The sequence below is a fragment of the Pseudomonas sp. F3-2 genome (assembly GCF_038804275.1).
Lineage (GTDB): Bacteria > Pseudomonadota > Gammaproteobacteria > Pseudomonadales > Pseudomonadaceae > Aquipseudomonas.
In genome coordinates this window covers 4,128,713-4,150,985 of the sequence record NZ_CP152388.1, presented here as the reverse complement: position 1 = coordinate 4,150,985, position 22,273 = coordinate 4,128,713, and the positions used below count along the sequence as shown (strand labels likewise).

Sequence of the window (22,273 nt, the reverse complement as noted above, 5' to 3'; positions counted from 1 at the left end):
ATGATTTGAGAGGCGGCATGTCTACAGGTAATTTGGATTTTGAACAGTTCCGGGTCTTCCTGGAAAAAGCCTGTGGCATCTTGCTGGGTGAAAATAAACAGTACCTGGTGTCCAGTCGGCTCAACAAGTTGATGGAACAGCAGGGCATCAAGTCGCTGGGCGAGCTCATCCAGCGAATCCAGACCCAGCCGCGCAGCGGACTGCGCGAACAGGTCGTAGATGCGATGACGACCAACGAAACCCTGTGGTTTCGCGATACGTATCCGTTCGAGGTGCTCAAGAGCAAGGTCTTGCCTGAGCAGATCAAGGCGAGCCCCGGCCAGCGCCTGCGCATCTGGTCGGCGGCCTGTTCGTCGGGGCAGGAGCCGTATTCGCTGTCGATGTCGATCGATGAGTTCGAGCGCAGCAATCCGGGGCACTTGAAGTCGGGTGTGCAGATTGTCGCGACGGATCTGTCCGGGAGCATGCTGAACAACTGCAAGACGGGGGAGTACGACAGTCTGGCGATCGGGCGCGGGCTGTCGCCTGATCGTCTGCAGCGTTATTTCGATCAGAAGACGCCCGGGCGCTGGACCGTCAAGGCGCCGATCAAGAGTCGAGTGGAGTTTCGTTCGTTCAACCTGCTGGACAGTTATGCGGCGCTGGGCAAGTTCGACATTGTGTTCTGCCGTAACGTGCTGATCTACTTTTCGGCGGAGGTAAAGAAGGACATTTTGCTGCGTATTCATGCGACGCTGAAGCCGGGCGGTTATCTGTTCCTCGGCGCGTCGGAAGCGCTGAACGGTTTGCCGGACCATTATCAGATGGTGCAGTGCAGCCCCGGGATCATTTATCAGGCCAAGTGACGGGCTGCGATTTTGATTCGATGAAAACCCCGCCTGGTCGGGGTTTTTGTTTTTCTGGGTGTTGATTCTGGCGACGTCGGGGCAAATCGTCCGATGCGGCCCAGAGCAAGTGCGCTCCAGCGCCTTCGGCAGAATCAAAAGCGGTGACGCAAGTCGCTTGTGCGCTTGTTTTTGATCTTCCTGCCCTCGTCAGCCCACGCGCCACCTCAGCGGCAAAAAAACGGCACCAGCCTTGCCGCTTTCCTCGCCATCAGCGGAAATCGCTTGCCGCTTTTCTGGCATCTCCGCCATCGACATCCCCTGCAGCCCCCGAAATACGGCGCTTTGCGAATCTGGCACGGCGCTTGCTATCTCTGTGTCACGAACATCTGGTCAACCGGTAAAGGTTCCCGACATGAGCATCAGCTTTGACAACGCACTGGGCATTCACGAAAAGGCGCTGAACTTCCGCGCTCAACGTGCCGAAGTGCTGGCCAACAACATCACCAACGCCGACACGCCGAACTACAAGGCGCGCGACCTGGATTTCTCCAAGGTGTTGGCCGCTGAAAGCGACAAGGCCAACAAAGGCACCTTCGCCCTGAACATGACCAACAACCGTCATATCGAAGCCGAAGGCCTGACCGACAGCGACGCGAGCCTGCTGTACCGCACGCCGTCGCAGCCGTCGCTGGACCAGAACACCGTCGATGCTCAGGTCGAAAATGCCAACTACGCCGAAAACGCCATTGGTTTTCAGGCCAGTTTCACGTTGCTCAACAGTAAGTTCAAAGGGCTGGTATCGGCCCTGCGCGGAGAGTAATTCATGTCTCTATCCAGTGTTTTCAATATTGCCGGTAGCGGCATGAGTGCCCAGAACACTCGCCTCAACACCGTGGCCAGTAACATCGCCAACGCCGAAACCGTGTCCTCGAGTCTGGACCAGACATACCGCGCCCGTCACCCGGTGTTCGCGACGGTCTTCCAAGGCCAGGAGTCCGGCGGCAGTGCTTCGCTGTTCGAAGACCAGGTCCAGGCCGGCACCGGTGTCCAGGTTTCCGGCATCGTCGAAGACGCCTCCAACCTGGAAGCACGTTACGAGCCAAACCATCCGGCCGCCGACAAGAACGGTTACGTCTACTACCCGAACGTCAACGTCGTCAATGAAATGGCAGACATGATCTCGGCCAGCCGTTCGTTCCAGACCAACGCGGAAATCATGAACACCGCTAAAACAATGATGCAGAAAGTCCTGACCCTCGGTCAGTGATAAGGGGCTCATGCAATGACCGTTACTAACGACACCTCCAGCAGCGATTACATCAAGTCGCTGCAGACCGTCACCTCCGGCAAGGCAGGCGACAGCAGCACCGGCGCAAGCACGCTGGGCAAGGATTCGTTCCTGCAATTGCTGGTCACGCAGATGCAGAACCAGAACCCGCTCGATCCTCAGGACAACAGTGAGTTCGTGGCGCAACTGGCGCAGTTCAGCAGCCTGGAAACCATGCAGAACCTGAGCACGTCGGTTGACGCGATCGGTGGCATGTATCAGTCCTCGCAAGCGTTGCAGGCGTCTTCGCTGGTCGGCCGCTCGGTGATCGCCGACACCGGTTCGACCCACGTCGATACCACCAAAGGCATGACCGGTTCGGTCGTAGTGCCTTCGACCAGCACGGCGACCTCGGTCAACATCTACGACAGCACCGGCACCGTCGTGCGCACGATCGATCTGGGTGAGCAGAAAGCCGGCAACGCCAGCTTCACCTGGGACGGCAAGGACGAAGCAGGCCAGACACTGGCCACCGGCAATTACAGCTTCAAGGCGACCGGTAGCCTGGATGGCAAGAACACTGGCTTGAGCACTTACCTGCCTGCAACGGTGACCAGTGTCACCATGGGGACGGCAGGCAGCGCAATGACCCTCAACCTGGCCGACGGCACCAACATTGCCTTGTCCAAAGTTCAACAAATCGGAATCTAGAGCCGACTAGACGGCGCAGGAGTTAAAGATGTCTTTCAATATCGGTCTTAGTGGGCTCTACGCAGCGAACAAAAGTCTCGACGTCACGGGCAACAACATTGCCAACGTTGCGACTGTCGGCTTCAAATCTTCCCGTGCGGAGTTTGCCGACCAGTACGCGCAATCCATTCGTGGAACTTCCGGTGGCACCAACGTTGGCAGCGGTGTTTATACCGCAGCGGTCACTCAGAACTTTACTCAGGGTTCTCTAACTACCGGCACCGGTCGCGATCTGGACCTGGCGATCAACGGTAACGGCTTCTTCATGATGAGCAACAACGGCGAGAAGCTGTACACCCGCGCCGGTAACTTCCACACCGACTCGGCCGGCAACATCATCGATACCAACGGCAATAACCTGCAGGGTTATGGCGTTGATGCCAATGGCAACGTGATGACCGGCGTTTTGACCAACCTCAAGGTCGACACGTCGAACATGGCGCCGAAAACCACCGCCAACATCACCATCAAGTCGAACCTGAACTCGTCCGAGCCGATCAACACCGGCGCGGCGTTCGATCCGGCGGACACCACCACTTACACCTCGACTTACAGCACGCCGATCTACGACAGCCAGGGTAACGCGCACACCCTGTCCCAGTATTTCCGCAAGACAGACACGAACTCCTGGACCATGTACACCCTGATCGACGGTCGCAACATGTCCGATCCGACCACCGAGCCGGCTGTTGCTGCGGATCAGACTCAGCTGAAGTTCGACGAGTCGGGCAACCTGATCACCACGCCTGCGCCGGTTTCCACGGCCGGTGTGACGGTTAACGCCGACGGTACGTTCACGATTCAGGACTGGCAGCCTGCCCAGAGCAAAACCGTAGGTTCGACCACGACGTGGGTCGAGAACGGCGCTGCCCAGGTGGACATGAAACTGAACATGCTGGCGACCACTCAGACCAACGCTGCGGCAGGCGCGATTTCGAAGAGCCAGGACGGTAACTACACCGGCCAGATCAGCGCCATGAACGTCGACTCCAGCGGCAACCTGTTCGCCACGTACACCAACGGCGAATCCCGCGTGATCGGCCAGGTGGCGCTGACCACATTCGCCAACGTCCAGGGCCTGGCCCCGGCGGGCGGTACCATGTGGCGCGAAACGTACGCTTCGGGCATCCCGGTCACCGGTGCTCCAGAGTCGGGTACGCTGGGAAACATTACCGGTTCTGCGCTGGAAGAATCCAACGTCGACCTGACCGGCCAACTGGTTGAACTGATCAAGGCACAAAGTAACTATCAGGCGAATGCGAAAACCATCTCGACTGAAAGCACCATCATGCAGACCACGATTCAGATGACCTGATAACGGTCGATTGATTGCGGTACTCAAGCCCCTCTTCGGAGGGGCTTTTTTTTGCCTGCCGTATGCCTGTTGCTGCCCTTTGAAGGGCGCTTAAAACATGGAGAGCGGTCCCACTGATTAACTAGAAAATTCCTACTTTCGTTAATGCGAGACTCGAATCGCTGGCAAACCAATACCGTTGAAGGCTGCCGTCTGGCTGCACAGCGGCATCGGTTTGTCTGCGCACATTCAATGCATTGACGAACGTGTCGTTCAACACGACTCAGGGAGTGTTCATGTCATTCAATATCGCAGTGTCCGGTTTGCATGCGGCGCACACGCGCATGGAAGTGGCGGGCAATAACATCGCCAACGTCGGCACCGCCGGCTTCAAATCTTCGCGAGCGGAATTCTCTGCCGTCTACTCCTCGTCTTCCCTCGGCGCCAGCCGCTCCGCCAGTGGCGATGGCGTGCGCGTGGCCGGCATCTCGCAGAACTTCAAGCCCGGTGACGCAATGGCAGGCCAGAGCAGGGCGCTCGACATGCGCATTCAGGGCAAGGGATTTTTCGTCATGAGCGACGGCGGCGCCACCAGCTACACCCGCGCGGGCGCCTTCCTCAAAGATGCCGAAAACTTCGTCGTCGATACTCACGGCAGCCGCTTGCAGGGTTACGCCGTGACGCCGGATGGCAAGGTGATCAGCGGGGTGCGCAGCGACCTGAAAATCGACACGGCGAGCATGGCGCCCAAAGCCACCGGCAAAGTGGAACAGACTCTGGTGCTGGATTCAGCGGCCGCGTCGCTGGATGCGCTGCCGGCGTTCGATCCCGGTAATCCGCAGACCTACACCCGTGTGTCGAGCCTGACGATTCAGGACGCCGGCGTGCCTGCCGTCAAGGAAGTGCTGGGCACCGACGCCAACGGTAATCAGTATGTTCAGGTGCCGGCCAAGCCAGCGGTCCCGCCTCAGGACCACGAACTCAAGCAGTACTTCGTCAAAACCGCAGACAACAACTGGACCTCGTACATTCTGGTCGACGGCGTCAGTCCGCTGGATCCCTACAGCACGACGCCGCTGGAAATCGGACTGCAGACTTCGGCGGCAGGCAACCTTTCCCTGACCGGAGTCGACGCAGCGGTCAAAGTGGTTTCCGACACCGAACTGTCGTTGCACAGGTGGCAGCCAGCGATTCAGGTCAACGGGCGCTGGACACCGAGCCCTGCGGCGGGTCCGCTCTCGGTTGCGCTGCCGTTGGGGGATGCCGGCGGCCCGTTTCTCGACCCGGCCGATGCGCTGATGCCGCGAGCGGTCCCGGCATTCGACCGGTCCGACATCTCCACCTACAACAAGGCGTTCACCAATGGCATCTTCGACAGCCTGGGCAATCGCCACGAGATCACTCAGTACTTCGTCAAGGACGGCAGCAACAGCTGGAAAATGCACCTGTTGGTCGATGGGCGCAATCCGCAAAATCCCGACAGCACTGAGGCGTTGACGGCCAGCATGCTGTTCAGCGCCGACGGTTCGCTGCGCTCGCTGCTCGGCGGCCCGGGCCTGTCGGTGGACAACAACCAATTGACGCTCAATGGCTGGGTGCCGGCCAAGCCCCTGGTCAGCAACAAGCCGGACGGTCGCTGGGTCAGCAACGGCGCAGTGGGCAACGCGGACGGTATCGTTCTGGACTTCGGCAAGCTGAGCCAGCACCGGGGTGAAACGGGCAGTTCCGGCGTGGTGGTCGACGGCCACAGCTCAGGCGAGGCCACCAATCTGTCCATCGACAGAAACGGCATGATGAGCACGGGTTTCAGCAACGGTGTGCGACGCAACATCGGCCAGATCATGCTCGCCAGTTTTGCCAACGAGCAGGGCCTGCAGCCGGTCAGCGACACGCGCTGGGTGGAGACCCACGGATCCGGCGTCGCCAATTTCGAGACGCCGGGGATCGGCACGCTCGGCACGATCGTCAGCCACTCGCTGGAAGGCTCGAACGTTGCGCTGACCCACGAACTGGTGGAGCTGATTCAGGCGCAGACGGCGTATCAGGCCAACTCCAAGACGCTGTCCACCGAGGCGGAATTGATGCAGACGCTGATTCGCGCCACCTGAAGCCGGTTGCGCGCGGGCCGACGCCGTCGTGCGGCGTGGGTCCCAGGCGTCAGATCGAGCAGTCGGCCTTGACGAACGCGTTGCTCACACGGGTCCAGCCCTTGCCGGGGCTGGTCTGCGCACAGACCGTCCGGTCCTTGCCTTGCCACAGGTAATAGGGCGCTTGTGCCGCCATGACCGCAGTCGAACTGGCAGTGAGGAAAAAGAACAGGGCGAAACGCAAACGCATGACAGTTTCCTGTTGGCAAAAAGGCCGGTGAGCAAAGCGCTGCAATTATCGCTCCTCGTGAAGGTTTTTTGGCGTCCACCGACCGGGATTTTCCGGAAAGCGGCGGTCCGCCGTCGCGCAGGATTTTCCGCGCGGGCCCGCATGGGTTTTTCAGCCCGTAACTGCTGGAAAATCAGCCGTTTGTAGCGCCTCTGAAAAACTGGTTCGATTATTGCTATGACCACAGCAGTACAGCTACAGGCGGCAAGCGTCTGTCGGAGGAGGAAGACTGTGGACAAGTTGCTTTACGTGGCCATGAGCGGTGCGTCAGAAAACGCCATCGCGCAAAAGGCGCATGCCAACAACCTGGCGAACGTCTCGACCAACGGGTTTCAGCGTGACCTTGAACAGGCCCGCTCGATGCCGGTGTTTGGCGAGGTCATGCCGTCGCGCGCCTATGCGATGAGCGAGCGCCCGGGCACCGACTTCAGTCAGGGTTCGATGATCGATACCGGCCGCGAACTGGACGTTGCCGTCAAGGGCGATGGCTGGATGGCGGTCCAGACACCTGACGGCGGCGAAGCCTATACCCGCACCTCCAGCATGAACATTGACGCCTTGGGCGTGTTGCGTGATGGCAATGGTTTGCCGGTCATGGGCAACAGCGGGCCGATTGCCGTGCCGCCACAGCAACAGATCGAGATCGGCGCCGACGGCACGATCAGCGTTCGCTCCTTGGGTGAATCGCCTCAGGTCATGGCTCAGATCGACCGCATCAAGCTGGTCAAGCCAGACCTTGGAAACATGGAAAAAGGCCCCGACGGTCTGATGCACACCAAAGATGGCAGACCGGCGCAAGCCGATGCCAACGTGCAAGTGGAGTCCGGATTCCTGCAGTCGAGCAACGTCAACGCCGTCGAGGAAATGACCTCGGTGCTGGCGTTGTCCCGCCAATTCGAACTGCACATCAAGATGATGAAGACCGCCGAGCAGGATGACGAGTCGATGGCTCGCGTCTTGCAAATGGGCTAATGACTGACAGCTTGCGCCGATAATCAGGCGCTCGAGGAGATTAACGAATGCTTCCGGCACTCTATGTAGCGAAAACCGGTCTGGCCGCTCAGGACATGAACCTGACGACCATTTCCAACAACCTGGCAAACGTGTCGACCACCGGTTTCAAAAGTGATCGCGCCGAATTCCAGGACCTGCTCTATCAGATCAAGCGTCAGCCTGGTGCTCAGTCCACTCAGGACAGCGAGCTGCCTTCCGGTCTGCAGCTGGGTACCGGTGTGCGCATCGTCGGCACGCAGAAAAACTTCACTGCCGGCAGCCTGCAAACCACCAACCAACCGCTGGACATGGCGGTGAACGGTCGTGGCTTTTTCCAGATCCGTCAGCCTGACGGCACCCTGGCTTACACCCGTGACGGTACCTTTCACCTGGACCAGAACGGCCAGATCGTGACCTCCAGCGGTTACGCGCTGGAGCCGGCGATTGTCGTGCCACAGGATTCGCAGACCTTCACCGTCGGCGAAGACGGCACCGTGTCGGTCACCACCGCTGCCAACGCCGCGACCCCACAGGTCATCGGCAACATCCAGACCGCGGACTTCATCAACCCGGCCGGTCTGCAGTCGCAAGGCGGCAACCTGTACCTGGAAACCGCTTCCAGCGGTGCGCCACAAGTGGGAACGCCGGGCCTGAACGGTCTGGGCGTGGTCAAGCAGAACACCCTGGAAAACTCCAACGTCAGCACCGTTGAAGAGCTGGTGAACATGATCACCACCCAGCGCGCCTATGAGATGAACTCCAAAGTGATCTCGACCGCCGACTCGATGCTGCAGTACGTGACCCAGAACCTGTAAGTCGCGCCGCGTGCGACTAAGTGAACGGAAACTGAAACACCTGATGTCCTGCAACGAAACACCTGATCAATCCGACGGGGCGCCTGAAAACGCCTGCTACACCGCGAGGTTTTAAGTGTCATGAAACGGCTTTCTGTATTGCGGCTTTCCCTGTTCGCAGCACCGCTTTGCGGTATCGCGCTGCTGACCGGTTGCGTTGCGCCTTCGGCCAAACCCAATGACCCTTATTACGCGCCTGTGTTGCCGCGAACACCGCTGCCGTCGGCGGCCAATAATGGCTCGATCTATCAGGCCGGTTTCGAGCAGAACCTCTACGGCGATCGCAAGGCTTACCGGGTCGGTGACATCATCACCATCACTCTGTCCGAGCGTATGGCGGCGAGCAAGGCTGCGAACTCCAGCATCAGCAAGACCAGCGACACCAGCATTGGTCTGACCTCGCTGTTCGGCGCTGGCGTGAACACCAACAACCCGCTGGGCAGTGGTGATCTGAGCCTGAACGCCGGCTACAGCGGCGACCGCGCGACCAAGGGTGCCGGCACTGCCGCTCAGAGCAACACGTTGACCGGTTCGGTCACGGTGACGGTGGCCGATGTCTTGCCCAACGGCATTCTGTCGGTGCGCGGCGAGAAGTGGATGACCCTCAATACCGGTGACGAACTGGTGCGCATTGCAGGCCTCATCCGTGCCGACGACATCGCCACTGACAACACCGTTTCGTCCACTCGCGTGGCCGATGCGCGAATCACTTATTCCGGTACGGGAGCCTTCGCCGATTCCAGCCAGCCAGGCTGGTTCGACCGATTCTTCCTCAGCCCGTTGTTCCCTTTCTGATACCGGGATAGCCATGATCACGTTCAAGCAACTGATAGCGGCAGCGCTGTTGTTCACCGCAGCGCTGGGCGCTCACGCCGAGCGCCTGAAGGACATCGCCAGCATCTCGGGCGTGCGGACCAACCAGTTGATCGGTTACGGTCTGGTGGTGGGTCTGAATGGTACGGGTGACCAGACCACCCAGACGCCGTTCACCCTGCAGACCTTCAACAACATGCTGTCGCAGTTCGGTATCAAGGTCCCGGCAGGCTCGGGCACCGTGCAGCTGAAGAACGTTGCAGCGGTGGCCGTGTATGCCGACCTGCCACCGTTCGCCAAGCCCGGTCAGCAGATCGACATCACCGTGTCGTCCATCGGTAACTCCAAGAGCCTGCGCGGTGGCAGCCTGTTGATGACGCCGATGAAAGGTATCGACGGCAACGTCTATGCGGTCGCACAAGGCAACCTGGTCGTCGGTGGTTTTGACGCCGAAGGCCGTGACGGTTCCAAGATCACCGTCAACGTTCCGTCTTCGGGTCGTATTCCTGGCGGTGCTTCGGTAGAGCGCGCCGTACCGAGCGGCTTCAACCAGGGCAATTCCCTGACGCTGAACCTCAACCGCAACGACTTCACCACGGCCAAACGCATTGTCGACAAGATCAACGACATGCTTGGCCCGGGTGTTGCACAGGCTGTGGACGGCGGCTCAGTACGCGTGACGGCGCCTCTGGATCCGAACCAGCGTGTCGACTATCTGTCGGTGCTGGAAAACCTGGAAATCGATCCGGGTCAGACCTCGGCCAAAGTCATCATCAACTCGCGTACCGGCACGATCGTCATCGGTCAGAACGTCAAGGTTTCGCCTGCTGCGGTCACCCACGGCAGCCTGACCGTGACCATCACCGAAGACCCTGTCGTCAGCCAGCCGGGTGCGTTCTCCAACGGCCAGACCGCCGTGGTGCCGCGCTCCAAGATCAACGCGCAGCAGGAGATGCATCCGATGTTCAAATTCGGTCCGGGCACCACGCTGGACGAGATTGTGCGAGCGGTCAACCAGGTCGGCGCGGCACCTGGCGACTTGATGGCGATTCTCGAAGCGCTGAAACAGGCTGGCGCCTTGCAAGCCGATCTGATCGTGATTTAAGGGAAGGGCGATGAGTATTCCTACTGGCTCAACGGCAGGCACAGTCAGCGATTCGGGGGCGTACACCGACCTCAATCGCCTGGCCTCCCTGAAGAACGGCGGCGATCGTGACAGTGATGCGAACCTGAAAAAGGTGGCGCAGGAGTTCGAGTCGCTGTTCGTCAGCCAGATGCTCAAGGCCATGCGTTCGGCCAACGAAGTGTTGGCCAAGGACAACCCGATGAACACGGCCGCGACCCGCCAGTATCAGGACATGTACGACCAGCAGCTCTCAGTCAGCATGTCCCGCGAGGGCGGCGGCATCGGCCTGCAGGACGTGCTGATGCGTCAGCTCTCCAAAACCAAAAATGCTCAGGTGGCGCCTGCCACGGGCGAGCTCAATGCCGCCGCGAAAACCGATGGGGCACCGGCGCAGACCGGCCTTGCCACGCGGGTTGCGCAGCGTCCGTTGTGGGCCAGCCGTTCGGTGGCGCCAGCGTCCACTGACGGTGCCGTGCACAACGACGTCGCGGCGCTCAATTCGCGTCGCATCTCGCTGCCGAGCAAGCTCAGCGATCGCATCATGGCTGGCATCGTGCCGAATACGGCGGCCGGTCAGGATGCGGCCACCAGCGCGACGACCCTGAAAAATCGCATTGCCGTCTCCAACGCCGTGGCAGCCGCCAAGCGCGCCGGCAGCCAGGGTAACGGCGACTGGACCATCGGCCCGGAATTTGGCGCCCAGGCCAACAGCTTCGTGCGCAGTCGCGTTCAGACCCCGCTGGCACCCGGCAAGGCGGCGTTCGCCAATGCCGACGAATTCGTCGCCACCATGCTGCCGCTGGCCAAGGATGCTGCCGCGCGTATCGGCGTCGACCCGACCGTGCTGGTGGCGCAGGCGGCGCTGGAAACCGGCTGGGGCAAATCGATCATGCGTCAGTCCGATGGCAGCAGCAGCCACAACCTGTTCGGTATCAAGGCGCAGACCGGCTGGCAAGGTCCGGAAGCCCGTGCAATCACCAGTGAGTTCCGCGACGGCAAGATGGTCAAGGAAACGGCGGATTTCCGTTCCTACGACTCGTACGCCAGCAGCTTCCACGATCTGGTCAGCTTCCTGCAGAACAACAATCGCTATCAAGCCACGCTGAAATCTGCCGATAACCCGGAACAGTTTGTGAAAGAGCTGCAAAAGGCCGGTTACGCCACGGACCCGGACTATGCCAGCAAGATTTCTCAGATAGCGAAACAGATGAAGAGTTACCAGAACTACGCAGCCGCATCGGGCTCTTCCACGACTTTATAAGGTTTGAACCATGTCACTGATTTCAATTGGGCTTTCGGGACTGAACGCCAGCAGTGCAGCGATGACCACCATCGGCAACAACACTGCCAACGTTGACACGCTCGGTTACTCGCGTCAGCAGGTCATGACCACTGCAGGTGCGCAGCAGAACATCGGTGTGGGTTTCATCGGCACCGGTACCACGTTGTCCGACGTGCGCCGCATCTACAACGGCTTCCTCGACACCCAATTGCAGACCAGTACTTCGCTCAATTCCGATGCCCAGGCTTATCTGGGCCAGGCCAGCAAACTGGACTCGATCCTGTCGGACAGCTCGACAGGTATCAGCACCGTGCTGGCCAACTTCTTCACCAAGCTGCAGTCGCTGTCCAAGACGCCGACCGATTCGGCTGCGCGGACCAACTTCTTGACCAGTGCCTCGGCGCTGTCGGCTCAGTTCAATTCCATCTCCCAGCAGATGAAAGACCAGAACGCGAGCATCAATAACCAAATGACCTCGGTGGCCGGTCAGGTCAATTCCCTAGCGTCTTCGATCGCCACGCTGAACCTGCAGATTACCCAGGCGCAGGCCTCCGGTGGCACCCCCAACACGCTGCTCGATTCGCGCAACGAAGCGGTGCGCCAGCTCAACGATCTGGTGGGCGCCAAGGTCGTGGAAACCAATGGTAACTACGACATCTACATCGGCACCGGCCAGCCGCTGGTGACCGGCGGCAAAGCCAACACGCTGACAGCCTCGCCGAGCGCGAGTGACCCAAGCGTCTACGCGCTCAAGCTCAACTACCAGAACAGCGATGTCGATGTATCGGGCGTCGTGACCGGCGGTACGCTGGGCGGTCTGTTGCGCTACCGCAGTGATGTACTGCAGCCTGCCGCCAACGAGCTGGGCCGCTTGGCAGTGGTTACCGCCGATCAGGTCAATCAGCAGTTGCAGCAGGGTATCGACGCCAACGGCAACTATGGCAGCGCCTTGTTCAAGGACATCAACGATCCGAGTCTGGTCAGCCAGCGTAGCATCGCCAACAAGAACAACGAGCAGAGTTCCGGCAACTTCGCGGTCTCGATCACCGACTCGGGCGCGCTGACCACCAACAATTACCAGGTGACGTTCACCGACGATGCTGGCCAGTACAACGTCAAGCGACTGCCGGACGGCAAGGACATGGGCAGCTACAATGCCAACGACACCACGGCGCCGGTGATCGACGGTTTCTCGCTTGCGTTCAACGGTGGTTCGGTCAAGGGCGACAGCTTCACCCTGAGCCCGACCAAGACCGGCGCGGACGGCATCAAGACCGTCATGACCGATCCGAAAACCATTGCCGTCGCCGCCCCGTTGACCGGCACCGTGGGGGCCAGCAACTCAGGTTCCGGCACGTTCACTCAGCCGACCTTGGCCACCTCGGTGAACGCCGACGTGCGCACCGGGATCAGTGGTTCGATGCCGATGCGCCTGAAATTGGGCGATGCGGCTGCCGACGGCTCGCAGACCTACTCGCTGCTGGACTCCAACGGCTTGGCGGTCAAGGGCTCGGATGGCAACCCGATCACTGGCGTAATTACCCAGGGCACCAACAATGCCGTCTCGCTGAAGATTGGTACCACCGGTGCTGCGCAGTCCTACGAAATCAGCCTGTCCATCGCCGGATTTCCAAAGTCAGGCGACACCTTCAGCATCGACCTGACGGGCGCCGGCTCCTCGGACAACCGCAATGCAGAGTTGGCCATGGGTTTGCAGACCAAGCAGACCGTGGGCACAGGAGGTATCACTGGCACGGGCATGAGCCTCAGTGGCGCCAACAGCAACATGATCACCACCGTCGGCTCCAAGGCGGCCCAAGGCAAGGACGATGCGACCGCGACTAACGCGGTACTGACCCAGGCCAAGACCGCGCGCGACAGCGTCTCCGGCGTATCGCTGGATGAAGAAGCCGCCAACCTGGTCAAGTACCAGCAGTACTACACCGCCTCGTCGCAGATCATCAAAGCGGCTCAGGCCATTTTCAGCACGCTGATCAACAGTCTTTAAGGAGTCGTAATTCATGCGTATTTCAACGACCCAGTTTTACGAAACCAGCGCCTCGAACTATTCGCGTACCTACGCCAACGTGGTCAAGACCGGCGATGAAGTCGCCAGTCAGGTGAAGCTCAACACCGCTGCCGATGATCCGGTAGGCGCCGCGCGCGTCCTGCAATTGCAGCAGATGGGCTCGATGCTCAATCAGTACAAATCCAACATCGATACTATCAATACCAACGTGGTGCAGACCGAGACGGCGATGACCTCCATCACCTCGGCCATCCAGCGCGCCCAGGAACTGGTGCTGTCGGCCAGCAACGCCACCTACACCGACAAGGACCGCCAGGCCAACGCCGCGGAACTCAAGGAAGTGCAGAGCCAGATCCTGGGCCTGATGAACAGCAAGGATGCCAGCGGCGCCTATCTGTTCTCCGGTTCCAAATCCACCACTGCGCCGTACGCGATCAACCCCGATGGCACCTACAGCTACCAGGGCGACCAGACGCGCAATATGCTCAGCATCGGCAGCGGTATTTCAATGGCTAGCAACACCACCGGCTGGGACGCATTCGAGCAGGCCGTGAACACCACGCGCACCTCGGCCACCCTGACTGCTGGCGCCGACGATGGCGTAATTTCGTTGTCCGGCGGCAGCGTCAGCAATGCGGCGACCTACGACAGCAAGTTCACCTCAGGCCAGCCGTACCAGATCACATTCCTGAGCAGCACCCAGTATCAGATCCTTGACAAGGATAACAAGGACGTGACGGCCGAGGCGACTTCGGCAGGCAAGTTCGACTCCAGCAGTGCGTCGAACCAGGCCATCGGTTTCCGCGGCCTGGAGTTGAACCTCAATATCAACCTGACCGATGCCCAGCGTGCGACCACTGGCAACGCCGATGACGCGGTCAAGGATCACACCTTCACCCTAGCCGTGACGCCGAGCACGGTCAGCACCGCGCGCCTGCCGACCAATTCGCCAGGCAGCTCGGCCATCACTTCATCGACAGTCACCGATCAGGACGCGTTCAACACCACGTTCCCCAACGGCGGCGCGGTGCTGCGTTTCACCAGCTCCAGCGATTACGAGCTGTACGCCGCACCCTACGTAGAGGGCAGCAGCCAGAAGGTGGCATCCGGCAGTCTCAGCGGATCGCCGGTGGCCAACCAGGCGGTGGCAGCGGGGGTGACGTTCACACTCAGTGGCAACCCGCCCACCGTGGCGGACGGCGATACGTTCAGCGCCCAGTCCTCGACCCAGCAGACGCAGAACATCCTTAACACGTTGTCGGCGGCGATTACTGCGCTCAACAGCCCGGTTGACGGTGACCCGGTGGCCACTCAGAAGCTCCAGGCCACGCTGACATCGACCATCGGCAACCTGAAAAGCGCCTCCGACCAAATCCTGGAAGCCACCAGCGATGGCGGTGCCCGGGCTCGGACGTCCACCGACCAGGGGGTGACCAACCAGAACCTGATCGACAATGGCACCACCGAGGCCGGTACCATCACCGCTTCCGATCCGGTTGATGCGATCGCGCGGCTGACCCTGCAGAAAACCATGCTGCAGGCGTCTCAGCTGGTCTTCACCCAGCTGTCCGCGTTGAACCTGTTCAGCAAGCTCTAAGCGCCTGATCACTGGCGGTGCCGGCGTTTTCCGGTGCTGCCAGGGCAGCGCGCCAACCGTTATCTTCGGCGGTTCGGCAGGGTGAAAACATCATCCCGGTTTGCCGCCTATGAGTTTATCCCCGTGAATTCAGCTCCTCTTGTTAGCATCCTCATTCCCGCCTTCAATGCCGTGTTCTTTCAGCGGGCGCTGCAAGGCGCGCTGATCCAGCGCTACGCCAATATCGAAGTAGTGGTCTGTGACGATTCTCGTGGTGACCACATCCCGGCGATCTTCGATACATTCGCCAAATCCAGCGCGGTGCCCATGCGTTACCAGCGCAACCCGCAGCGTCTGGGCTTTGTCGGCAACCTTCGCGAGTGCCTGACCCAGGCCCGTGGCGACTTCGTCAAATTTCTCTGCGACGACGATCAGATATTCCCGCAGTCGGTGTCCATGCAGGCCGAGCAACTAGCGGCGCACGCTGACGTGACGCTGGTGCTGTCCCAGCGCCTGTTCTGGGACGCCGACGACGCCCAGCTCCCGTCACGCCTGGAAAACACCGCGCTGTCACCGACCAGTGCAGTGTTCAAGGGCGAAGACTTGCTGGGGATCATCGAGACCTTCCCTCTGAACTTCCTTGGCGGCCTGAGCAGCGCACTGTTCCGTCGCCAGGACCTGCTGGAGTTCCTGCCGGCGCTGACCCAGCCCGGGCACTGCTTCGCCGCTTTGCTCGACCTTGCGCTGTACGTCTGCATGATGCGTCGAGGCAACGTTGTCGTGCTCAACAATGTGCTGGGTGTGGAGCGTCTGCATCCAGGTCGCCTGAGCCATCAACAGGTGATGAAAGACCTGCTCGACACCGAGCGCGACTGGTTGACTCAGATGCTCAAAGCGCGCAGCGGAGATCCGGCGCTGGGCAAGGGCTGGGTGCGCTACCAACCCCTGAACGGTGTGCAAATGGATGGCCGGGTCTGGGAAGAGCTGTCGCTGTCCCGCGCCCTAGGCACCAAGCAGACCACCCAGGCGTGGCGAGTGGGCACCAGCAGCGAGAGCTTCGCCGAGCTGTATGCCGAGTGGCTGGCCTGCCGGACTCTGACCGACGTTCAGCAGGCGCAGTTGCCCAACACCATTTCCCACTGGCCAGCGCGTCCGAAAATCGTGCCGGTGATCATCGACCAGACCGGCAGCCGGTCGAGTCTGAATATCACCCTGCAAAGCCTGGACGATCAGTTGTATCAGCCTGAGCTGACCCTGGTGCTGTCCAGTGTCTGCCAGGAGCCCTGCCTGCAGGGCCGGGTCTTCAGCTTGCCGTTGCAGAGCGACCCGTTCGCCCAGCTCAATGCGCTGCTGCCGCAACTCGATGGCGCCCAATGGATCTACCTGTTGCGTGCCGGTGATCGTCTGGTCAAGCCGGCGCTGCTGATGCTGGCTGAACGGATGGCGATGAACCCTCGATTGCGCTGCCTGTACACCGATGAGGGTGCGTTGATTGAAGGCGAATCGGCCGAGCCGGTGTTCAAGCCCGACTTCAACCTGGATCTGCTGCGCAGCTATCCCTATATCGGCAGGTGCCTGGCATTCGATCGCGACAGCCTGTTGCAAGTGGGCGGGCTGGACAGCCGCTTCGGTCTGCTGGCGCCACACGACGTACTGTGGCGGCTGTTCGAGGCCGATGGCGACCAGGCCATCGGGCACTTGAGCGAACTGGCAGTGGAATCGCAGTTCTCGCTGTCCGAATGGCTGGGGCTGGACGAGGTCCAGACCCAGAGCCTGGAAGTGATCCAGGCGCATCTGCAGCGCTGTGGCGTGGCGCATCTGATCGACCGCGATGCCCATCTGCCGTTGATCAATCGTATCCATTACCTCCACGACCGGCAGCCGCTGGTCTCGATCATCCTCATCATCAAGGACCAATTGCCGCCGCTGCAGCGCTGTGTCGAAAGCCTGCTGGAGAAGACCGCCTACTCCCACTACGAATTGCTGATCGTCAATAACGGCAGCGAACATCCGGACACGCTGGCCTGGCTCGCCGCCATGGAACAACTGGACAGCAGTCGCCTGCGGGTTTTGAGCCTGCCCGAACAGGCAGGCAATGCCGCGTTGTATAACGCCGCAGCGCAAGACGCGCGGGGCGAGTACCTATTGCTGCTCAACCCCTACTCGGTGGTGACCCACGGCGACTGGCTAGATGAGTTGCTCAATCAAGCGCGTCGGCCCGAGGTCGGGGTGACAGGCGCCAAGCTCTTCGGCCCTGACGGAGATGTGATCCACGCCGGGCTGATTCTGGGCTTGCATGGGCCGGCCGGGATTCCGTTCTCCGGCGAGCCGCTGCACGCGCCTGGCTACATGCAGCGTCTGCAGGTAGTGCATGATTTGAGCGCGGTGGGCAGTGATTGCCTGCTGGTGCGCAAGTCGCTGTTCGACAGCCTGGGCGGCTTGAGTGAATCCGATTTTGCGCTGAGCCTGAATGCGGTTGACCTGTGCCTGCGCATACGCGAACAGGGTTACCTGGTGGTCTGGACGCCCCATGCCTTGCTTGCCCAGGGTTCCCAGCCCAAGACCGTGCGCAGCCCTGAATGGTTGCAGCTGCGGGCCGAGGAAGAAGAACGTTTCTACCTGCGCTGGCTGCCGTTGGTGGCCCGTGATCCGGCTTACAACCCGAACCTTTCGTTGACCAGCCTGGGGGCTACCAGTTTCGGCCTCGAACCGGGCCTGAATACCGGCTGGACTCCGTTTTCCAAACCACAGTTGCCAAAAATCCTTGCCCTGCCAATCAACGCCTCGGCCATTGGTCACTACCGTGTCACCGAGCCGCTGGATGCGCTGGAGTCGGCCGGCCGAGTGGTCGGACAGGTGAGCTACAATCAGCCGAGTATGATCGATGTCGAACGCCATGCGCCCGACATCATGGTCCTGCAAGGTCGCTACAGCGAGGACCGGGTCAACGAAATCGTCGGCCTGAAGACCTTCTCCAATGCTCGACGAATTTTCGAGCTCGATGACTACGTCATCCATGTACCGAAGAAGAACGAGCACATCCGCGGCATGCCCGACAGCAAGGAGATGGAGCGTCTGGTACGACGCGGCATCTCGCTGTGTGATCGGGTGGTGGTGTCCACGCATCCGTTGGCCGACGCCTTGTCGTCGATGCACGATGACATCCGCGTCGTCCCCAACATGCTGACCCCTGCGCTCTGGGAAGGGCTGAGCAGTCAGCGCCGCACCGCCCGCAAGCCGCGTGTCGGCTGGGGCGGCGGCACCAGTCACCGCGGCGACCTGGAGATCATCGCCGAGGTCGTCCGCGAACTGGCGGACGAGGTCCACTGGGTGTTTTTCGGCATGTGCCCGGACGTGCTGCGGCCTTACGTGCATGAGTTCCATGGCATCGTCGACCTGGCGGTCTATCCGCAGAAGCTGGCTAGCCTGAATCTGGACCTAGCCGTGGCGCCCCTCGAACAGCACATCTTCAACGACTGCAAGAGCAACTTGCGGCTGCTGGAGTACGGCGCGTGCGGCTACCCAGTGATTTGCACCGAGACAGCGGCCTATACCGGTTATCTGCCACGCACTCAAATCATCACCAACAGCACCGCCGAGTGGCTGGATGCGATTCGCAGCCACCTGGCCGACCCCGATGCCAGCTATCGGCAGGGCGACGCGCTGCGCGAGGCGGTACGTCGCGATTTCATGCTGCGTGATGACAACCTGCAACACTGGGTAAACGGCTGGCTGGCCGACTGATTGACCTCAAGGCAAACCTTGCAGGGGTGCTCGCGATGGCGCCAGCTCGGGCCTGCGCCTGGGCAATGCATCCAAGCGTCGCGAGCACGCTCACGCCTGTAGCTTGACTGTCGAGCCGCTTAGTCAGCCGCGGCGCGATTGAGCCCGCCAGCGCCACGCCTACCCAGTGCCTGCGCCCGGCAAACGGATTAAATGCTGGCGCGTTTCCTGCAATACCCCGTCCCAGTCAGCCAATTCTCTGGCGCCCCCTTTGCAAGCCGCTTGCGCGGCGGGCGCCCGGTCGGCTGCATACCTGTGTCGATGACTTGTCGATCTGGGTCGGCGTTGTCCGTACTGCGGATCAATGTTGTTTTCTCTGCGTGAGGCTAATTGGCCGGGTTTAAGGAATCGGATATGAACAACGTTTTGCCCATCGATCGTCTGTCCACGCTCAACGACTCGTTGACCGTCGTCGTCGTCACTCAGGACCGGCCAGCCCACCTGCGCAGGGTGCTGCAGCACTACCGGACAATACCGTGCAAATTGCTGGTGCTGGATTGTTCCAGCACGGCGCCAGCCTTTCTCGATGAAGCCTCGGCTACCACTCAATACTTGCACCTGCCGCAGTACACGAGCAGCGCGATGACCGCCGGGGTCGCCCATGGCCTGTCACATGTCACCACGCCTTTTATGCTGTTTGCAGGCGACGGCGACTTCATCGTGCATGACGCCCTGGTTCAGGCGGTGGACTTTCTTCAGGTCCAGCCCGATTACGGCCTGTGCCACGGCTACAGCCTGATGTACGAGGCCAGCGCCACCGGCGTGCAATACCTGCGTCGCGACAAAAAGGTTCAGGAAGACTACAGCGCTACCAGCGGCCAGCAGCGCGTGCTGGAATATTTCTCGCAATACATTCCGCCGTTCAACGCCGTTACGCGCACCTCGCTGCTGCAGGAGTGGTTCAGCGTATTGCCGCACGATGCCAGCGAGCAGTGGCAGGAAATCGGCCACGCGTTCTACATGCTGGCGCGTGCCAAAGCGCGGCTGCTGGATATCCCTTACGCAGTGCGTGAGTCCGACTCCCGCGATCGCGGCGTGCAGCGCGGCATCTTCCAGGCATTGATCTGGCAGGATGCCCACTCCACGCAAGAGCGCGACGGCTTCACTGGCGTGCTGGCCGAGCGGTTATCGCGTATTGCCGACGTTGACCCGGCTTTGGCCGAGGCATTCGTCAACGAAAGTTATGCAACTCTCGCCGACAGCCTGCGCAACAGCACCGCGCTGGTCCTGGAACGTCTGTTTCATTCCGACTGGACCGAGCCTACGCCGACGCCGGAGCGCCGTTTCGAGCCGCGCCAATACGTCGAGATGCCGTTCTACAACCAGGCGTTTTTCGATCAGCTGACCCACTTTGAATTGCTGATCCACGGCCTGCCGGCCGGTGGTCTGCAACTGGAGCAGCTCGAAGGCGTCTGGGTTCGCCAGCAACAATTGCTGCAAGGTCACGATAACGACGTGCCGGAGACCGTGGTCAACCGTCTGTGGGCGGCGATGGCGCTCAACCCATTCAACCGTCGCGTCGTCAAAAGCTTGGCACAGGAGCTGTTAATCCAGAACGAGGAGGTCGACGCGCAGCTGGTTCAGGACTGGCACCAGCGTTTGCAGAGCCTGCCAGCCTTCGATCACCGCCAAGCCCTCGACGGCATGCAGTCGGGTCATTTGCTCAACTGGCTGGCCACGCGCAGCCCTGAACCGGCGCAGGTCCAGGCAATCACCGAATACCTGGCGGGCGACAACGGCGGTCCATTGTTCGGCCTGCTGCTGCTAGATCTGGATGACGACATGGACAAGCTGCAGGTGACCCTGGACAGCCTGCTCGAAGGTTTCTCCAAGGCCTTCCGCATCGTCGTGCTGACCATCGGCGAGCCGCCCGTGGCGACCCAGATCAATAACACCGTGCACTTTGTCAAAGTCAGCGCCAGCAATTATGTGGACAAGCTCAACCAGTGCGCTCGACAGCTCAATTGCGACTGGCTGCTTCTGGCCCACGCTGGCGATGCGTTCACCCCGACCGGCCTGCTGCGTGCCGGCCTCGAGCTGCACGGTGCAGGGCCTTTGCATGCGGTGTCGGTCGATGAAATCCAGCGCCTGGAAAACGGCGCGCTGGTCGATGTATTGCGTCCGGGTTTCAACCTGGACCTGCTGCAAAGTGCCCCGACCCTGATGGCGCGTCACTGGCTGATTCGTCGCGAAGTACTGCTCGGCGTGGGCGGCTACTCGGCCGATTACAGCGACGCCCTGGAGTTCGACCTGCTGTTGCGCATCATCGAACAGCAAGGCCTGGCCGGGCTTGCCCATCTGGATGAACCGCTGCTGATCAGCGATGCGTTGCCTGTGCAAGACAACGATCACGAGCGGCAGACTCTGATGCGTCACTTAAACACCCGCGGTTATCAGGCGCTGGTCAGTTCGGCTCTGCCGGGCACCTGGCAGGTGGACTATCGCCACAACCAGCGTCCTCAGGTGTCGATCATCGTCCAGGCCTACGACGACTTGACCGCGCTGCAACGCTGCCTTAACAGCGTCATGCACCGAACCCGCTACACCGCCTACGAAGTGCTGGTGGTGGCCGGTCAGCAGGTGTCCGAGCTGACGCTGAACTGGCTCAAGACCCAGCAGAAACCTGGCGGGCGTACCCGCATCATCACCGACGACAACGTGGCGACCGCCACCGCGCTGGTCAATCTGGCCGCGCAACAGGCCAAGGGCGAATACCTAGTGCTGTTGTCCGGCGACGCCGAGGTGGTCAACCCGAACTGGATCGGCTCGCTGCTCAATCAGGCCTTGCGCCCGGAAGTGGGTGTGGTCGGGGTCAAGCTCACCGATGCCCAAGGCCTGGTGACTCAAGCCGGTCTGGTGCTAGGCGGTCAGCAAGGCATCCGCGCAGCGTTCAGAGGCCAGGCCATGAGTGCGCCGGGCTACCTCAACCGTCTGGCGCTGGAGCAGAGCTATTCGGCGGTTTCGGGCGCGTGCCTGATGGTGCGCAAAGTGCTGTTCGAGCAAGTCCAGGGCCTGGATGAGCATTTCGACGGTGCATTCGCCGACGTCGATCTGTGCCTGAAAGTCGGTCAGTCCGGGCATATGACGGTCTGGACGCCGCAGGTTCAGGTCATTCACTCGGGCATCGTGCCAGACGCGCCGGCGGCCCTGGCGGCGCTGCGTGACAAGTGGGCCGACAGCTTCGCCCACGATCAGGCCTACAACCAGAACCTGGCCCAAAAGGGTACGACATTCGTCCTCGGTGGTGCCGATCGATTGACATGGGCGCAGTTGCCAGCCTGATGCTGGTGGGTATAGGACGCA

At 60.8% G+C, this 22,273-nt stretch carries 16 protein-coding genes; 15 read left to right on the top strand and 1 reads right to left on the bottom strand.

The genetic code is table 11. From position 1 onward, the window contains the following. Window positions 1–17: 17 nt before the first annotated feature. The 6 genes from cheR to AAGQ88_RS18745 all read left to right on the top strand — a co-directional run bounded on the left by cheR (window position 18) and on the right by AAGQ88_RS18745 (window position 6,246). Window positions 18–845 carry a protein-glutamate O-methyltransferase CheR gene (gene cheR / locus AAGQ88_RS18770; RefSeq protein WP_285425822.1) on the top strand — a complete coding sequence of 276 codons (828 nt, stop codon included), beginning with the start codon at window positions 18–20 and terminating at the stop codon, window positions 843–845. A 394-nt stretch (window positions 846–1,239) separates the two neighbouring features. Next, on the top strand, window positions 1,240–1,647 hold the full coding sequence (gene flgB, locus AAGQ88_RS18765) for a flagellar basal body rod protein FlgB (RefSeq protein ID WP_093459755.1): 408 nt from the start codon (window positions 1,240–1,242) through the stop codon (window positions 1,645–1,647). A gap of 3 nt (window positions 1,648–1,650) precedes the next feature. Next, entirely contained in the window at window positions 1,651–2,094 is a 444-nt protein-coding gene (gene flgC / locus AAGQ88_RS18760; protein WP_342653226.1) for a flagellar basal body rod protein FlgC, read from the top strand. A 15-nt stretch (window positions 2,095–2,109) separates the two neighbouring features. Then, complete coding sequence (gene flgD, locus AAGQ88_RS18755) at window positions 2,110–2,805, top strand: flagellar hook assembly protein FlgD (RefSeq protein ID WP_285425823.1); 696 nt, start codon at window positions 2,110–2,112, stop codon at window positions 2,803–2,805. Window positions 2,806–2,833: 28 nt separating this feature from the next. Continuing rightward, window positions 2,834–4,159 (top strand): flagellar hook protein FlgE, encoded by a 1,326-nt coding sequence (gene flgE / locus AAGQ88_RS18750; RefSeq protein WP_285425824.1) that lies wholly within the window; start codon window positions 2,834–2,836, stop codon window positions 4,157–4,159. 275 nt (window positions 4,160–4,434) lie between these two features. After that, window positions 4,435–6,246, top strand: coding sequence for a flagellar hook protein FlgE (locus AAGQ88_RS18745; RefSeq protein WP_342653225.1), 1,812 nt, complete (start codon window positions 4,435–4,437; stop codon window positions 6,244–6,246). 49 nt (window positions 6,247–6,295) lie between these two features. Here AAGQ88_RS18745 and AAGQ88_RS18740 read toward each other — a convergent pair whose 3' ends face one another. Continuing rightward, the gene (locus AAGQ88_RS18740; RefSeq protein WP_342655902.1) at window positions 6,296–6,475 is read right to left on the bottom strand and encodes a hypothetical protein; all 180 of its coding nucleotides are present in this window, start codon (window positions 6,473–6,475) and stop codon (window positions 6,296–6,298) included. Window positions 6,476–6,745: 270 nt separating this feature from the next. Between AAGQ88_RS18740 and AAGQ88_RS18735 the strand changes: the two genes are divergently transcribed. From AAGQ88_RS18735 to AAGQ88_RS18695, 9 genes are all read left to right on the top strand, one after another. Beyond that, on the top strand, window positions 6,746–7,486 hold the full coding sequence (locus AAGQ88_RS18735; RefSeq protein WP_285425826.1) for a flagellar basal body rod protein FlgF: 741 nt from the start codon (window positions 6,746–6,748) through the stop codon (window positions 7,484–7,486). Window positions 7,487–7,533: 47 nt separating this feature from the next. Next, a complete protein-coding gene (gene flgG, locus AAGQ88_RS18730; RefSeq protein WP_093459735.1) occupies window positions 7,534–8,322 on the top strand; it encodes a flagellar basal-body rod protein FlgG in 789 nt (262 codons plus the stop codon). A gap of 120 nt (window positions 8,323–8,442) precedes the next feature. Further along, window positions 8,443–9,156 (top strand): flagellar basal body L-ring protein FlgH, encoded by a 714-nt coding sequence (gene flgH, locus AAGQ88_RS18725; protein WP_285425827.1) that lies wholly within the window; start codon window positions 8,443–8,445, stop codon window positions 9,154–9,156. Between the two features lie 13 nt (window positions 9,157–9,169). Then, window positions 9,170–10,279 (top strand): flagellar basal body P-ring protein FlgI, encoded by a 1,110-nt coding sequence (locus AAGQ88_RS18720; RefSeq protein ID WP_093459732.1) that lies wholly within the window; start codon window positions 9,170–9,172, stop codon window positions 10,277–10,279. 10 nt (window positions 10,280–10,289) lie between these two features. Beyond that, the gene (gene flgJ / locus AAGQ88_RS18715) at window positions 10,290–11,561 is read left to right on the top strand and encodes a flagellar assembly peptidoglycan hydrolase FlgJ (protein WP_342653224.1); all 1,272 of its coding nucleotides are present in this window, start codon (window positions 10,290–10,292) and stop codon (window positions 11,559–11,561) included. A gap of 10 nt (window positions 11,562–11,571) precedes the next feature. Beyond that, the gene (flgK, locus tag AAGQ88_RS18710; protein ID WP_342653223.1) at window positions 11,572–13,590 is read left to right on the top strand and encodes a flagellar hook-associated protein FlgK; all 2,019 of its coding nucleotides are present in this window, start codon (window positions 11,572–11,574) and stop codon (window positions 13,588–13,590) included. Window positions 13,591–13,603: 13 nt separating this feature from the next. Next, the gene (locus tag AAGQ88_RS18705; RefSeq protein WP_342653222.1) at window positions 13,604–15,208 is read left to right on the top strand and encodes a flagellar hook-associated protein 3; all 1,605 of its coding nucleotides are present in this window, start codon (window positions 13,604–13,606) and stop codon (window positions 15,206–15,208) included. A gap of 123 nt (window positions 15,209–15,331) precedes the next feature. Further along, a complete protein-coding gene (locus AAGQ88_RS18700; RefSeq protein WP_342653221.1) occupies window positions 15,332–18,931 on the top strand; it encodes a glycosyltransferase in 3,600 nt (1,199 codons plus the stop codon). Between the two features lie 393 nt (window positions 18,932–19,324). Continuing rightward, entirely contained in the window at window positions 19,325–22,252 is a 2,928-nt protein-coding gene (locus AAGQ88_RS18695) for a TIGR00180 family glycosyltransferase (RefSeq protein WP_342653220.1), read from the top strand. Window positions 22,253–22,273 lie beyond the last annotated feature (21 nt).